The following is a 14,718-nucleotide window of genomic DNA, read 5'->3' as shown; positions in this document are numbered from 1 at the left end:
AGGCGGGCCTGCGACCACCCCGTGGTCGCAGGTCCGCTGACGGCGTATCAGCGCCGCTCGCTCAACCGTACGACGACGGACGGGGACTCCGCATGGCCACCGAAACCGACCCGCCCCTCCCGCCCGCCGACGGACCGGGTGCGCCGCCCGGTCGCCGGCCGGAGCGCGAGGAGCTCCCCGACTACGGCGCTGCCCGGGCCCGGCTGCTGGAGCGGTCCGACCTCACCGGGAGCGCCCGCCGCACCGCCCTGGCCGCGCTCACCGACGACTGGCTGGCCGGCCTGCTCGCCGCGGCCGGAGCCCCGGCCGGCGTGGCCCTGGTCGCCGTCGGCGGCTACGGGCGCGGCGAGCTCTCCCCGCGCAGCGACCTCGACGTCCTGCTGCTGCACGACGGCCCGCTCGACCCGGAGCTGCCGGAGCGGATCTGGTACCCGGTCTGGGACTCCGGCGCCGCCCTCGACCACGCGGTGCGCACTCCAGCCGAGGCCCGCGCGGTCGCCGCCGCCGACCTCAAGGCACAGCTGGGCCTGCTGGATGCCCGGCACGTCGCCGGCGACCCGGCGCTCACCGCCGGGCTGCGCTCCGCCGTCCTGGCCGACTGGCGGGCCGGGGCCGCCGACCGCCTGCCCGGGCTGCGCGAGCTGGGCCGGGAGCGGGCCGAGCGCCACGGCGAGCTGTCCTTCCTGCTGGAGCCGGACCTCAAGGAGGCCCGCGGCGGCCTGCGGGACGTCGTCGCGCTCAACGCGATCGCCGCCACCTGGCTGGCCGACGCCCCGCGTGACGGCCTGGACACCGCCGCGCTGCGGCTCGCCGACGTCCGGGACGCGCTGCACCTGGCCACCGGCCGGGCCACCGAGCGGCTCAGCCTCCAGGACCAGGACCAGGTCGCCGAGCGGCTCGGCGTGCTCGACGCCGACACCCTGCTGCGCCAGGTCTACGAGGCCGCCCGCACCATCGCCTACGCGAGCGACGTCACCTGGCGGGCGGTGGACCGGGTGCTGGCGGCCCGCGCCGGCCGGGGCCGCCGGATGTCCCGGCTCGCCTTCCCGTTCACCGGCGCCGGCCGCGGCGCGGGGGCGGTCGCCCGGGGAGCGGTCGAGCGCCGCCCGCTCGCCGAGGGCGTCGTCGAGCAGGACGGCGAGGCGGTGCTGGCCCAGGGCGCCCGGCCGGCCGCCGACCCGGTGCTGCCGCTGCGCGCCGCGGCCGCCGCGGCCCAGAACGGGCTGACCATCTCCTATGCGACCGTGCGCCGGCTGGCCGCCGAGTGCCGCCCGCTGCCGGTGCCCTGGCCGGACGAGGCACGCGAGCAGCTGGTCACCCTGCTCGGCGCGGGCGAGGCCTGCCTGCCGGTCTGGGAGGCGCTGGAGGCGGAGGGGCTGATCACCCGGCTGCTGCCGGACTGGGAGCGGGTCCGCTGCCGGCCGCAGCGCAACGCGGTGCACCGCTGGACGGTGGACCGGCACCTGGTGGAGACGGCGGTGCGGGCCGCCGCGATGACCCGCCGGGTGGCCCGGCCGGACCTGCTGCTGGTCGCCGCGCTTCTGCACGACATCGGCAAGGGCTGGCCCGGCGACCACAGCGAGGCCGGCGAGGTGATCGTCCGCGACGTGGCGGCCCGGATGGGCTTCGACCGGGAGTCGGTGGAGACGCTGGCGATGCTGGTCCGCCACCACCTCACCCTGGTGGACACCGCGACCCGGCGGGACCCGGACGACCCGGCCACCGTGGAGGCGATCACCAAGGTGGTGGCCACCCTGCCGCAGCTGGAGCTGCTGCACGCGCTGACCGAGGCCGACGCCACCGCCACCGGTCCGGCCGCGTGGAGCCGCTGGCGGGCCTCGCTGGTGGACGGGCTGACCGCCCGCGCCGCCGCCCAGCTGGCCGGCGGCCACCCCTCGCCGGCCTCCGGCACCGGCCATCAGGAGGAGCCCACCGCCGAGCAGGAGCGGTTGGCGGTGGAGGCCGCCCGGACCGGCGCGCCGGCGCTCGCGCTGCTGGCCCAGGCCGAGGTGTCGGCCCGGGCGGAGGCTCCGGGCTGGGCCGGGAAGGGCGCGGCGGCGCCGGGCGCGGGGGAGGAGGGGCCGGAGCCGATGGGCGTCCGGCTGACCCTCGCCGTCCCCGACCGGCCGGGTCTGCTCGGGACCGTCGCCGGGGTGCTGGCACTGCACCGGCTGACCGTCCGCTCGGCCGGCCTGCGCGAGCTGGACCCGATCGGCGCCGGTCCGGTCCTGCTGCTGTCCTGGACGGTGGCCGCCGAGTTCGGCGAGCTGCCGGAGGCGGCCCGGCTCCGGGCCGACCTGCGGCGGGCGCTGGAGGGCTCGCTGGACGTGGCGCGCCGGCTCGCCGAGCGCGACGCGGCCGCCCCGCGCCGCCGTGGCATCCCCACCCCGCCGCCGCTGGTCGCGGTGGCCCCGGCGGTGGCCTCGGCCACGGCGACCGTGCTGGAGGTGCGCGCCCACGACGCGCCGGGGCTGCTGCACCGGATCGGACGGGCGCTGGACGGGGCCGGCGTCCGGGTCCGGACCGCGCACGTCAGCACCCTCGGGGCGGACGCCGTCGACTCCTTCTACCTGACCGACGACGCGGGCCGCCCGCTCAGCCCGCAGCGGGCCGGGGAGGTGGCGGCCGCGGTGCGGGCGGCGCTGGGCTGAGCCCGGGGCCCGGAGGTTCCGGGCGTTCCCGGGCGGTCCCGGGTCTTCCCGGGCGCTCCCGGGTGTTCCCGGCCGTTGCCGGGCCCTGCCGGGGGTCGGGCAGGGGTCGGGCAGGGCCGTCAGGGGGCGTCCGCCCAGGGGTGGAGACCGTTCCCGGGGCGGCCGGATACCCTTGGGGGCGACGACCGTACCGATACCGATGCCGCAGAGGACCCGCGACGACGTGTTCGACACCCTTTCCGATCGCCTCGCAGCGACGTTCAAGAACCTCCGGGGCAAGGGCCGCCTCAGCGAGGCGGACATCGACGCCACCACCCGCGAGATCCGCATCGCGCTGCTGGAGGCGGACGTCGCGCTGCCGGTCGTGCGGGCCTTCATCAAGCAGGTCAAGGAGCGCGCCCTCGGTTCCGAGGTCTCCGGCGCGCTGAACCCGGCCCAGCAGATCGTCAAGATCGTCAACGAGGAGCTCATCGCCATCCTCGGTGGCGAGACCCGCCGGGTGAAGTTCGCCAAGAACGGCCCGACGGTGATCATGCTCGCCGGTCTCCAGGGTGCCGGTAAGACCACCCTCGCGGGCAAGCTCGGCCACTGGCTGAAGCAGCAGAAGCACACCCCGCTGCTGGTCGCCTGCGACCTCCAGCGCCCCAACGCCGTCAACCAGCTGCAGGTCGTCGCCGAGCGCGCCGGCGTGGCCTTCTACGGCCCGCAGCCGGGCAACGGCGTCGGCGACCCGGTGCAGGTCGCCCGCGACTCGATCGAGTACGCGAAGCAGAAGCAGTACGACGTCGTCGTCGTCGACACCGCCGGCCGCCTCGGCATCGACGCCGAGCTGATGCAGCAGGCCGCCGACATCCGGGCCGCGGTCAACCCGGACGAGGTGCTGTTCGTCGTCGACGCGATGATCGGCCAGGACGCGGTCACCACCGCGCAGGCCTTCCTCGACGGCGTCGACTTCACCGGTGTGGTGCTCTCCAAGCTCGACGGCGACGCCCGCGGTGGTGCCGCGCTGTCGGTCGCGCACGTCACCGGCCGGCAGATCATGTTCGCCTCCAACGGCGAGAAGGTCGACGACTTCGACGCCTTCCACCCGGACCGGATGGCCTCGCGCATCCTCGGCATGGGCGACGTGCTCTCGCTGATCGAGAAGGCCGAGCAGACCTTCTCGCAGGCCGAGGCCGAGAAGATCGCCTCCAAGCTGCAGGGCGGCGGCAAGGACTTCACGCTCGACGACTTCCTGGCCCAGCTGGAGCAGGTCCGGAAGATGGGCTCGATCTCCAAGCTGCTGGGCATGCTGCCCGGCATGGGCCAGATCCGCGAGCAGATCAACAACATCGACGACAAGGACGTCGACCGGGTCGGCGCCATCATCAAGTCGATGACCCCGGCCGAGCGGACCGACCCGAAGATCATCAACGGCTCGCGCCGGCTGCGCATCGCCAAGGGTTCCGGCGTCCAGGTCGGCGAGGTCAACAACCTGGTCGAGCGGTTCTTCGAGGCCCGCAAGATGATGTCCGCGATGGCCTCCGGCAAGGGCATCCCCGGCATGCCGGGGATCCCGGGCATGGGCGGCGGCTCGAAGAAGTCCGCCAAGAAGGCCCCCGCGGCCAAGGGCAAGCGCAAGAGCGGCAACCCGCTGAAGCGGGCGCAGGAGGAGGCCGCGGCCGCCGAGCGCCGCGCCCTCGGCGCCGGCCAGGGCCCGGCCCAGGACGGCGGCGCCTTCGGCCTCGGCGCGGGCAAGGGCCCGGCCGACTTCGAGCTCCCCAAGGAGTTCAAGGACCTGCTGTAGGTCCGAGGCCCGTGGGTCCCGGGGCCTGTGGGCCCGGCCCTGCTGCGGGCCCCTGCTCCACACGCGCGGCCCGCCGCCCGGTCCCCCGGGCGGCGGGCCGTTCGCATGTCCGATGATGGTGGGGTGAGAGTGACGATCAGGGCCCCGCGGGCCGGGGACGAGGCGGCGTACTCCGAGGCGGTCAGGCGGTCCGCCGAACACATCGGACAGTGGAACCCGGTCGAGCCGGACGGACTCCCGGACCTCCTGGAACGGCAAGGGGCGGGCCTGCGAACCTTCCTGATCATCGATCAGGAGACCGACGGGATCGTCGGCAAGGTGAACGTCGCCAACATCGTGATGGGCCGGTTCTGCAACGCGTCGCTCGGTTACGACTCCTACCTGCCGTTCGCCGGCACCGGTCGGATGACCGAGGGCGTCCGCCTGGTGGTCGACCGCTGCTTCGCCCCGCAGACCGCCGGGGGTCTGGGGCTGCACCGACTGGAGATCAACGTGCAGCCGGAGAACCAGCGTTCGATCGGGCTGGTGAAGCGGCTGGGCTTCCGGCACGAGGGGTTCACGCCCCGCATGCTGTTCCTGGGAGGCGCCTGGCGGGACCACGAGCGGTTCGCGCTGACCGCGGAGGAGTGGCCGGGCGCCGGGGCGTAGGGCCTGTCGGGTGGATCAGGTCGGACCGGGTCCGATCCACCCGACAGGCCCGGGCCGGGCGCGGCGTGGCCGGGCCGGCGCGGGCGTCGGCGCGAGCTTGGCCGCCGGGCCTGCCGGGGTGTGGTCGCCGGGCCGGGTGCGGGCGTCGCCCCGGGGCGGGCCACTCCGCCACGGTCAGCGCGGCTGCTCGGCGACCAGGTACCGGAAGACGTTCTCCATCCGCACCGAGCCGTCCGGGCGCAGGTACGGGTGGAGTGCCTCCTCCAGCTCCTTCGCCACCAGCGGCAGTCCGGAGAACTCCGCGGCGGCGTCGTACAGGCCGGTGGAGAGCAGCCCGCGCACCGCGCTGTCGAGGTCCGGGTAGGCGAACGGGCAGCCCACCCGGCCGCTGCCGGCCGGGCGCAGGCCCGCCGGGGCGAGCAGGTCCTCCAGGGCACCGGGCGTGCTCAGCCCGAACGGGTCGCGCGCGGTGGTGCGCCCGGCCATCCGGCGCGCCACGTCCAGCACGGCCGCGCTCTCGCACCGCTCCGGCGGCCCCCAGGCGGCCAGCACCACGTGCCCGCCGCGGAGCGTCAGCCGGGCCGCCTCGGCGACCACCCGCCCCGGTTCGGCGGCCCCCGGCAGCTGCTCGAAAACGGTGACCAGCGAATGGGCCGAGCGGGGGACGTCCGGCGCCGGCCGGACGCCCGCGCCGACCTTCAGCCGCCGGCCCCGGGCCAGCTCGCGCAGCTCGTCCTGCGGCTCCAGGCCGGCGACCTGGGCACCCCGCTCGGCGGCCAGCAGCAGGGCGAGGCCCGACCGGCAGCCCAGGCCCAGGACGCTGGTCGCCGGGCCGACCTCCAGCCGGTCGTAGACCGCCTCGTAGAGCGGTACCAGCATGCGTTCCTGGATCTCCGCCCAGTCGCGCGCCCGCTCGGGCCACGCGGTCGCGGGCAGCGGGTCGTGCGGTCGTGCGCCCACGGGTCGTACGGTCGTGCCGGTCGTCCGAGCTGAAGCCATCGCGGCCTCCCATCCGGTCCTTCGGTGTGCTGCTACGGCTCCCCCAAAGTCCCGCCCCACTCCAGCGAACAGCGGCTCGGGCGCGGCGTCCAGAGGGGTGCAGGGTGGTGCGCGCGTGTCGCGGTCGTGCGCCCCCTGGCGGAAGGCCGGCCGGCGCCCCCCGCGGGGATCCGATTCGAAGTCAGGGCCCCGCTCCCCGTACCATTCGCCCCATGGCAAAGGCACCCGTTCTCACCCCCCAGGCGGACGACTTCCCGCGCTGGTACCAGGACCTCATCAACAAGGCCGAGCTGGCCGACAACGGTCCGGTGCGCGGCACCATGGTCATCCGACCGTACGGCTACGGCCTGTGGGAGCGGATGCAGCAGGAGATGGACGCGCGGATCAAGAAGGCCGGCGCGCAGAACGCCTACTTCCCGATGTTCATCCCGCAGTCCTACCTGACCAAGGAGGCCGAGCACGTCGAGGGCTTCGCCCCCGAGCTCGCGGTGGTCACCCACGGCGGCGGCAAGCAGCTGGAGGAGCCGGTCGTCGTCCGGCCCACCTCCGAGACGATCATCAACGAGTACTTCTCCAAGTGGGTGCAGAGCCACCGCGACCTGCCCCTGCTGATCAACCAGTGGGCCAACGTGGTCCGCTGGGAGCTGCGCCCGCGCGTCTTCCTGCGCACCACCGAGTTCCTCTGGCAGGAGGGCCACACCGCCCACGCCACCTACGAGGACGCCCGTGACTACGCGTCGATGATCCACACCCAGGTCTACGGCGACTTCATGACCAACGTGCTCGGCATCGACGTCGTGCTCGGCCGCAAGACCGCCAAGGAGCGCTTCGCCGGCGCCATCAACACCCTCACCCTCGAAGGCATGATGGGCGACGGCAAGGCGCTGCAGATGGGCACCAGCCACGAGCTGGGCCAGAACTTCGCCAAGGCGTTCAACACCACCTACCAGCTCCAGGGCGCCGAGCGCGAGTACGTCTGGCAGACCTCCTGGGGCGTCTCGACCCGCATGGTCGGCGGCCTGATCATGTCCCACGGCGACGACAACGGCCTGCGCGTCCCGCCGCGCCTGGCCGCCGTCCAGGCCGTCGTCCTCGCCATCAAGGGCGACGACGCGGTGATCGCCAAGGTCCGCGAGATCGGCGCCCAGCTGGAGGCCGCCGGCATCCGCGTGGTCGTCGACGACCGCACCGACACCCCGTTCGGCCGCCGCGCGGTCGACTGGGAGCTCAAGGGTGTGCCGCTGCGCATCGAGGTCGGCCCGCGCGACCTGGAGAACGGCACCGCGATGCTCGCCCGCCGGATCCCCGGCGGCAAGGAGCCGGTCTCGATCGACTCCCTGGCCGCGCTGCTCCCGGGCGTCCTGGAGGAGGACCAGGCGCTGCTGCTGCGCCAGTCCCGCGAGCGCCGCGAGGCCCGCACCGTCGACGTGAAGACCATCGACGAGGCCATCGAGGCCGCGGCCACCGGCTGGGGCCGGATCTCCTGGGCCGAGCTGGGCCCGGAGGGTGAGGCCAAGCTGGCCGAGCAGGGCGTCTCGGTGCGGTGCATCGTGGCCGCCGACGGCTCGGTGCCGCAGACGGACGACCAGGAGGGCAACATCGCCATCGTGGCGCGCGCGTACTGACGCGCGGGAGCTCCACCGTCCCGGACGCCCCTGCTGCCGCCCTGTGCGGCCGGGGGCGTCCGGTCTCGTTTGCGGGCCCTTGCGCGCGGCGTGGGGCCTTGCCGCGCGGCGTGGGGCCGCCCGGGCGGCTTCCGGGGTCGTCGGGGGCCGTCGGGGGCGCTCCTGGGCGGTCCCGGCCGCTCTCCGGCGCGCCGGCGTCGCCGGAGGCCGTTTCGGGGCGCGCCGGGGCCGTCCGGGGGCGGTTCCGGGTCCCGAGTCCGGGGCCGCGCCGGGGGTTGTTCCGCGGCTTCCGCGGGCGCTCGGCAGGGGGCCTTCGGGCGCGTTCGGGGGGCTTCCGGGGCGCTTTTGAGCGCTTTCGGCCGTGTCACAGTGCTGTCCCGGCAACGTCTCCGAGGTGTCGTAGCGGTGTCGCAAACGGACCGGTACTGGTGAGTATGGACAAGGCAACGACATCGGCCGTCCGGAATTCGGCTCGTAACCGTCCAGGCGTCGTCTCGCATGGCGGCATACCTACTGGCCGGTCAACTGCCGGTATTAACGGAATAGCGGTACGGTGTACGGCCCGTGGCCCTGTCAACTCGACAGGATCATGGGTCGTACGTACGTCCTGGGGGCGACAGCCCGTTCCCGGACGGAAATGGCGAGGCTCGCCGAGTTGCGACGGGCCCAAACCGGCAGGGGGTTGGTCTTGCGTCAGATCCGGAACGCGCGAATTGCGCGCGCTCGTACATTCCTGAGAGTTTCCTGGGAATTCCCGGAGATCGGGAACACGCGGAACATCGGCTCTCACTCCATCGTTGGTCTAGCGTGAGCACGACACAGCCCCTCGTCCTCGCGGCCGAACTGGCCGCCGCCTGGAGCGACATCCAGGCCTTCCACCAGGACCTTCCCGACCTCGCCTCGCCCGAGGCGCTGATCGGTGAGTCCTCCTCGGCCTGTGGCACGCGGCTCGGTTTCGAGCGGCTCCTCCACGAGGCTGCCCATGGTCTGGCCGCGGCCCGGGACATCCGGGACACCTCGCGGGCCGGCCGCTACCACAACCGGCGCTTCCTGCTCCTCGCCTCCGAGCTGGGCCTGGCCCACCCGGTCGAACCGCACGCCAGCAGCGGCTTCTCCCAGGTGACCATGCTCAAGGAGACGCGGGAGCGGTACGCGGAGACCATCGAACGCCTGGACCGGGCCCTCGGTGCCCACCAGGAGGCGGTGGCCGGTGACGGTGCCACCCGGGCCTTCCGTGGCCCGGCAGCCCGGCACGGCTCCTCCGGGGGCGGCGTCCGGGTCAAGGCGGTGTGCGGCTGCGGGCGCAACGTCCGCGTCGTTCCGTCGGTGCTCGCGCAGGCGTCCATCGTCTGCGGTGCGTGCCAGCAGCCCTTCAAGATCGCCTGACGGCGGAAGCAGCAGTACCGGCCGACGGCTGTGCGGGCAGCGGTCCGGTCGGAACGGCCGCCGGTGGTGACCGGCGGCGTCGACCGCCGGCTCCGGCCGGCGCGGATCGACTTCGGATGGTGTGGACGGACGGCGCGGGCGGCGGTTCCGTCGCGCGTGCCGGTACGCGGAGGACACGCCGGGCGTGTTCGGGCTGACCGGGAGCGGGGGCTCCCGGTCGGACCTGCGAAGGCCCGGTGAAGGCTGTCGCCGCCGATATGGCAGAATGGACAGCTGAGTACTCGGCAGCCGAGCAGGACCCCTCTCTCCTACGGCTGGCGTGTCCCTTGAACGGCCCGCCCCGCAACCCCACGCGACGGCGAGGCTGCTCACCCACGTCAACACCAGGAGATTCCACTCCCGTGGCAGTCAAGATCAAGCTCAAGCGTCTCGGCAAGATTCGCTCCCCGCACTACCGCATCGTCGTCGCCGACGCCCGCACCAAGCGTGACGGTCGTGCGATCGAGGAGATCGGCATCTACCAGCCGACCTACAACCCCTCGAAGATCGAGGTCGACAGCGACCGCGCCCAGTACTGGCTGTCCGTCGGCGCCCAGCCGACCGAGCCGGTGCTCGCCATCCTCAAGCTGACCGGCGACTGGCAGAAGTTCAAGGGCCTGCCGGCTCCGGCGCCGCTGAAGGTCGCCGAGCCGAAGGTCGAGGACTTCTCGCACCTGTTCGCGAAGGCCGTCGCCGGCTTCGAGGACGCCACCACCGGTGTCGCCATCACCCCGAAGGCCAAGAAGTCGGACAAGGCCGAGGCTGAGGCCGACGCCGCCGCCGAGGCCTGATCGTGATCGAGGACGCCCTCGACCACCTGGTGAAGGGCATCGTCGAGCACCCCGACGAGGTGCAGGTGCGTTCGCGCAACCTGCGCCGGGGTAACACCATCGAGGTGCGGGTGCACCCCGATGATCTCGGCAAGGTGATCGGCCGGGGCGGCCGCACGGCGCGCGCACTGCGCACCGTGGTCGGCGCCCTCGGCGGTCGCAACGTCCGGGTCGACCTGGTCGACGTGGACAGCATTCGCTGACGCCGCTGCTCGTTCAGCCGTCAGGGCTTGAGGCCGACCGGGACGCATGCGTCCCGGTCGGCCTTCTCTGTTTTGCACCGTTCTTTGCACCGTTCCGAAGAGCACCGCAGGCGCCGCCTGGCGCCAGGCGCCACAGGCGCCATGCACCGCAGGCGCTGCAGCACCGGAGCAACACCGCAGCACCGCATTACCGCAACACTGCATTTCCGCACCACCGCAGCCACGCACCACCGCACCCACAGCACCGATCCAGGAGAACGATCACCGTGCAGCTCGTCGTCGGCAAGATCGGCCGCGCCCACGGCATCAGGGGGGACGTCAGCGTCGAGGTCCGCACCGACGAGCCGGAGCTCCGGCTCGGCCCGGGCGCCGTCCTGCTCACCGACCCCGCGTCGGCCGGGCCGTTGACCGTCGAGTCCGGAAAGGTGCACAGCGGTCGGCTGCTGCTGCGTTTCGCCGGCGTCAAGGACCGCAACGCCGCCGAGGCGCTGCGCGGCACCATTCTGATCGCCGAGGTCGATCCGGAGGAGCGCCCGGAGGACCCGGAGGAGTACTACGACCACCAGCTGATCGGCCTGGACGTGGTGCTGCTCGACGGCACCCCGGTCGGTGAGCTGACCGAGGTCGTCCACCTGCCCTACCAGGACCTCCTCACGGTGAAGAAGCCGGACGGGACGGAGGTGCTGGTGCCGTTCGTCAGCCGCATCGTGCCGACCATCGACCTGGAGAACCAGCGCGCGGTGCTCGACCCGCCGCCCGGTCTGATCGACCTGGAGCAGGCCGAGGTCGCGCGCGGCACGTCCGAGGACTCCGAGGGCTCGGAGGACTCTGAGGGCGCCGAGGGCTCGGCGGAGTCCGCGGCGGAGGAGTCGGAGTGAGCGCCACCGAAGCCTCGCCGGGCGCCGAGGGTATGCCGAGTGCGCCGGGCACGTCCGGCACGTCGGCTGTCCAGGACGGTATGCGGATAGACGTCGTCACGATCTTCCCCGAATACCTGGAGCCGCTGAACATCTCGCTGGTCGGCAAGGCCCGCGCCCGCGGCCAGCTCGACGTGCACGTCCACGACCTGCGCGACTGGACGTACGACGTCCACCGGACCGTGGACGACAGCCCGTACGGCGGTGGCCCCGGCATGGTGATGAAGCCCGAGCCGTGGGGCGAGGCCCTGGACGCGGTGATCGGCAAGGGGCCGGAGGGTGAGGTGCCCACGCTGGTGGTGCCCACCCCCAGCGGCCGTCCGTTCACCCAGGAGTTGGCGCAGGAGCTCGCCGGCCGCCCGTGGCTGACCTTCACCCCCGCCCGTTACGAGGGCATCGACCGCCGGGTGATCGAGGAGGCCGCCACCCGGATGCCGGTGGTCGAGGTGTCGATCGGCGACTACGTGCTGGCCGGTGGCGAGGTCGCCGTCCTGGTGATGGTCGAGGCGATCGCCCGGCTGCTGCCCGGGGTGCTCGGCAACGCCGAGTCGCACCGCGACGACTCCTTCGCGCCGGGTGCGATGGCCGACCTGCTGGAGGGCCCGGTCTACACGAAGCCCGCCGAGTGGCGCGGCCGGACGGTGCCGGACGTCCTGCTCAGCGGCAACCACGGCCGGATCGCCCGCTGGCGGCGGGAGCAGGCGTTCGCCCGCACCCTGGCGAACCGCCCCGACCTGGTCGCACGATGGCAGTACGGCGCCTTCGACAAGAAGGAGCGCGAGGCGCTCAGCATCCTCGGGCTCGCCTGGGACGAGGGCCTCGGCCGATTTCGGTCCGTGGCCGATGATGTGGAAGAATAGGCCGCTGTTGTCTGTCGCTGGGCCCCTCCCGTAGGGGTCACGTGGACCGGTGCCCCCGCCACGGGGGGATCACCGCCATCCGATGCGGCCCGCAGCAGACCCCATTGTGACGAACTTCCGTGGGCGGCCCGTGGCGCCTGCGATGGAGAGCAACATGAGCAACAAGCTCGCTGCTGTCGACGCGGCCTCGCTGCGTAGCGACATCCCGGCCTTCCGCGCCGGTGACACCCTGAAGGTCCACGTCCGGGTCATCGAGGGCAACCGCTCCCGTGTCCAGGTCTTCCAGGGCGTCGTCATCCGCCGCCACGGCGCCGGTGTCGGCGAGACCTTCACCGTTCGCAAGGTCAGCTTCAACGTCGGCGTGGAGCGCACCTTCCCGGTGCACACCCCGGTCGTCGAGAAGATCGAGGTCGTGACCCGCGGTGCGGTTCGCCGCGCCAAGCTGTACTACCTGCGTGACCTCCGCGGCAAGGCCGCGAAGATCAAGGAGAAGCGCGACCGCTGATCCACCGTCTCCCGGCCTTGTCGGGGGATCGGATCGCTCTGGGGAGCGGGGCTGCCGCAAGGTAAGCTCAGCCTCCGATGAGCACGCACGAACCATCCGCGGACCGCGACGGCCGTCCCGCACCCACCGGTGCGGACTTGCCGCCGCGGTCCGCGGCCGTTTCCGCGGAGCTCGATGAGCCCGGAACGGCCCGGCGGCCGGGTGCTGTCGGGGAGATGGAGGCGGCCGGTCAGGCGGAGGGCGCCGGCGAGGCGGAAGAGGCCGGCGAGTCCGGGCGGACCGGGGCCTCGGAACCGGCCGGGGTGCCGGAGGCGGCCGGTGACTTCGGGGAGCCCGAAGAGCCGGAGGATCCGGAGGAGCCCGAAGAGCCGGAGGCAGCCGAGGAGGAGCTCCGGTCGCGGTCGCGCTTGCGTGACCTGCTGCTGCTCGTGGGCATCTGCCTGCTCACCCTGCTGCTGGTGAACGCCTTTGTGGCGAGGCCGTTCTCGGTGCCGTCCGCCTCGATGGAGAACAACCTGCGCTCGGGCGACCGCCTGGTCGCCAACAAGCTCGCCTACGCCTTCGGGGGTCACCCCGAGCGCGGCGATGTCGTGGTCTTCGACGGGACGGGCTCCTTCCGGCGCGGACCGGCCAAGCCGACCGGCTTCGGGGACGGGCTGCGTGCGTTCGCCCAGGACCTGGGCCTGGCCCCGGCCGGTGACTCCGTGTACGTCAAGCGGGTGATCGGCGTCGGCGGCGACCGGGTGACCAGCACCGGCCCGGGCGGGCGGATCACCGTGAACGGCGTGCCGATCGACGAGTCCTCCTACCTGGCGCCGGGGGACGAGCCGTCGAACGTGGCCTTCGACGTGGTCGTCCCGGCCGGAAAGCTCTTCGTGATGGGGGACCACCGAAGCGCCTCCCGTGACTCGCGTGACCACCTGGGCGAGCCCGGCGGCGGCTTCGTCCCGGAAGGCAGGGTGATCGGCCGGGCGGACTGGGTGGTCTACCCGATCGGCCACTGGGCCGGCGGCCTGGACCGGTCGTCGGCGTTCGCAGCGGCAGGGGGGACCGGTGGCCATGGGGACCAGAGGTAGAGGACGCGTTGCCGACCGCCCCGCCGATCGCTCCGCGGCCGGGGTCACCGCCGGCCCGGCCGCCGGCCCGGCCGCCCGCCCGGCCGGGCGACCGGATGCCGGGGGACCGGCCGATGCGGAGGTGGCGATACCCGTCCGCGGCAGGGCCGATCGGCGCCGCACCGCGCGCCGGGCGGCGCGTCGCCGCAGACGCTCGCTGCTGCGCGAGCTGCCGCTGATCGTCCTCGTCGCGCTGTTGGTGGCGCTGGTGATGAAGACGTTCCTGGTACAGGTCTTCGTGATCCCCTCCGGGTCGATGGAGCAGACCATCCAGATCGGGGACCGGGTGCTGGTGGACAAGTTCACCCCCTGGTTCGGTGCCGAGCCGGAGCGCGGCGACGTCGTGGTGTTCAAGGACCCGGGCGGCTGGCTGGAGTCCGATCACCAGCCGTCCACGGACGGGCCGGTGCTGCGCGGGGCCAAACAGGTCCTCACCTTCGTCGGGCTGCTGCCGTCCGACAGCGAGCAGGATCTGATCAAGCGTGTGATCGGTGTGGGTGGGGACACCGTCGAGTGCTGCGACGACCAGGGCCGCGTCAGCGTGAACGGCACCCCGATCGACGAGTCGTACCTTGCGGTCGGCAACCCGCCCTCCCGGCAGCCCTTCAAGGTGAAGGTCCCGCAGGGGCGGCTCTGGGTCATGGGCGACCACCGGGACGTGTCCGCCGACTCCCGCTTCCACATGGGGAATCCGGGACAGGGCACGATCCCGCTGAGCGGCGTGGTCGGCCGCGCGTTCACGATCGTCTGGCCGGTGAGCCGGATCAATCAACTTGATGTGCCGAGTTCACTCTCCAAGCTGGGCAAGGCCCCGCAGGCCCGCGGCCCTGCTGCGGATTCGCCGGGCGCGGGGCCGGTTCCGATGGAACCTCCGCTCGTTATGGGTGTGTTGGGCATCCTTCCGCTCGTCGGCCGCCGGCCGGGGCGGCGTCCGGCCTAGCCCGGCCCGGCCCGGCGACCCGGCGGGCCGCGCGTGTGGGAGCGCGAGCCGGATGCCTGGGAGTGATAGAGAAGTCCTGATGCGGCCGGTACCCGACAACGGCCGCGTCCGACGGCTGTGCTGGTGTCAGGTGTTGCCCGGAAGGCGGCCCTGGGGCGTTCACGGTCGGTGGTGGAAGTGTGGTGCCCGCTGTGCGGCACTGTGAGCGCGGGCG

13 protein-coding genes are annotated in these 14,718 nt (G+C 73.3%); 12 read left to right on the top strand and 1 reads right to left on the bottom strand.

All coding sequences use genetic code 11. The features are described from left to right. Window positions 1-92: 92 nt before the first annotated feature. The 3 genes from ACIPSC_RS34505 to ACIPSC_RS34495 all read left to right on the top strand — a co-directional run bounded on the left by ACIPSC_RS34505 (window position 93) and on the right by ACIPSC_RS34495 (window position 5,085). A complete protein-coding gene (locus ACIPSC_RS34505) occupies window positions 93-2,651 on the top strand; it encodes a [protein-PII] uridylyltransferase (RefSeq protein WP_400832343.1) in 2,559 nt (852 codons plus the stop codon). Between the two features lie 223 nt (window positions 2,652-2,874). Beyond that, window positions 2,875-4,437 (top strand): signal recognition particle protein, encoded by a 1,563-nt coding sequence (gene ffh / locus ACIPSC_RS34500; protein ID WP_400832340.1) that lies wholly within the window; start codon window positions 2,875-2,877, stop codon window positions 4,435-4,437. A gap of 105 nt (window positions 4,438-4,542) precedes the next feature. Beyond that, window positions 4,543-5,085: a GNAT family N-acetyltransferase gene (locus ACIPSC_RS34495; RefSeq protein ID WP_400832337.1), complete on the top strand. Its 543-nt coding sequence runs from the start codon at window positions 4,543-4,545 to the stop codon at window positions 5,083-5,085. 174 nt (window positions 5,086-5,259) lie between these two features. Here ACIPSC_RS34495 and ACIPSC_RS34490 read toward each other — a convergent pair whose 3' ends face one another. Further along, entirely contained in the window at window positions 5,260-6,084 is an 825-nt protein-coding gene (locus ACIPSC_RS34490; RefSeq protein WP_400832332.1) for a class I SAM-dependent methyltransferase, read from the bottom strand. A 212-nt stretch (window positions 6,085-6,296) separates the two neighbouring features. Between ACIPSC_RS34490 and proS the strand changes: the two genes are divergently transcribed. From proS to lepB (ACIPSC_RS34445), 9 genes are all read left to right on the top strand, one after another. Further along, a complete protein-coding gene (gene proS, locus ACIPSC_RS34485) occupies window positions 6,297-7,709 on the top strand; it encodes a proline--tRNA ligase (RefSeq protein WP_400832329.1) in 1,413 nt (470 codons plus the stop codon). 807 nt (window positions 7,710-8,516) lie between these two features. Further along, complete coding sequence (locus ACIPSC_RS34480) at window positions 8,517-9,095, top strand: hypothetical protein (RefSeq protein ID WP_148642772.1); 579 nt, start codon at window positions 8,517-8,519, stop codon at window positions 9,093-9,095. Window positions 9,096-9,496: 401 nt separating this feature from the next. After that, window positions 9,497-9,925 (top strand): 30S ribosomal protein S16, encoded by a 429-nt coding sequence (gene rpsP, locus ACIPSC_RS34475; protein ID WP_045700219.1) that lies wholly within the window; start codon window positions 9,497-9,499, stop codon window positions 9,923-9,925. 2 nt (window positions 9,926-9,927) lie between these two features. Further along, window positions 9,928-10,167 (top strand): RNA-binding protein, encoded by a 240-nt coding sequence (locus tag ACIPSC_RS34470; protein WP_030306741.1) that lies wholly within the window; start codon window positions 9,928-9,930, stop codon window positions 10,165-10,167. Between the two features lie 266 nt (window positions 10,168-10,433). Then, window positions 10,434-11,045: a ribosome maturation factor RimM gene (gene rimM, locus ACIPSC_RS34465; protein WP_400832322.1), complete on the top strand. Its 612-nt coding sequence runs from the start codon at window positions 10,434-10,436 to the stop codon at window positions 11,043-11,045. A gap of 80 nt (window positions 11,046-11,125) precedes the next feature. After that, a complete protein-coding gene (trmD, locus tag ACIPSC_RS34460) occupies window positions 11,126-11,944 on the top strand; it encodes a tRNA (guanosine(37)-N1)-methyltransferase TrmD (RefSeq protein ID WP_400832488.1) in 819 nt (272 codons plus the stop codon). Between the two features lie 154 nt (window positions 11,945-12,098). Continuing rightward, window positions 12,099-12,449 carry a 50S ribosomal protein L19 gene (rplS, locus tag ACIPSC_RS34455; RefSeq protein WP_063347674.1) on the top strand — a complete coding sequence of 117 codons (351 nt, stop codon included), beginning with the start codon at window positions 12,099-12,101 and terminating at the stop codon, window positions 12,447-12,449. Between the two features lie 215 nt (window positions 12,450-12,664). After that, a complete protein-coding gene (gene lepB / locus ACIPSC_RS34450) occupies window positions 12,665-13,525 on the top strand; it encodes a signal peptidase I (protein WP_400832319.1) in 861 nt (286 codons plus the stop codon). Beyond that, a complete protein-coding gene (gene lepB / locus ACIPSC_RS34445) occupies window positions 13,509-14,504 on the top strand; it encodes a signal peptidase I (protein ID WP_400832486.1) in 996 nt (331 codons plus the stop codon). The genes lepB (ACIPSC_RS34450) and lepB (ACIPSC_RS34445) overlap by 17 nt, the downstream gene beginning before the upstream one ends. The last annotated feature ends 214 nt before the right edge of the window (window positions 14,505-14,718 follow it).

Origin of the sequence: Kitasatospora sp. NPDC090091 (assembly GCF_044747365.1) — a bacterium.
In the GTDB taxonomy this organism is placed as follows: domain Bacteria; phylum Actinomycetota; class Actinomycetes; order Streptomycetales; family Streptomycetaceae; genus Kitasatospora.
This window is presented reverse-complemented; position numbering and strand designations above follow the sequence as displayed.

Excerpts from the sequence above, each read along its gene's own strand:
- ACIPSC_RS34505 (WP_400832343.1), top strand. The coding sequence starts at position 93 with ATGGCCACCGAAACCGACCCGCCCCTCCCGCCCGCCGACGGACCGGGT.
- ACIPSC_RS34495 (WP_400832337.1), top strand. The coding sequence starts at position 4,543 with ATGTCCGATGATGGTGGGGTGAGAGTGACGATCAGGGCCCCGCGGGCC.
- ACIPSC_RS34490 (WP_400832332.1), bottom strand. The coding sequence starts at position 6,084 with ATGGCTTCAGCTCGGACGACCGGCACGACCGTACGACCCGTGGGCGCA.
- proS (WP_400832329.1), top strand. The coding sequence starts at position 6,297 with ATGGCAAAGGCACCCGTTCTCACCCCCCAGGCGGACGACTTCCCGCGC.
- trmD (WP_400832488.1), top strand. The coding sequence starts at position 11,126 with ATGCGGATAGACGTCGTCACGATCTTCCCCGAATACCTGGAGCCGCTG.
- rplS (WP_063347674.1), top strand. The coding sequence starts at position 12,099 with ATGAGCAACAAGCTCGCTGCTGTCGACGCGGCCTCGCTGCGTAGCGAC.
- lepB (WP_400832319.1), top strand. The coding sequence starts at position 12,665 with ATGGAGGCGGCCGGTCAGGCGGAGGGCGCCGGCGAGGCGGAAGAGGCC.
- lepB (WP_400832486.1), top strand. The coding sequence starts at position 13,509 with ATGGGGACCAGAGGTAGAGGACGCGTTGCCGACCGCCCCGCCGATCGC.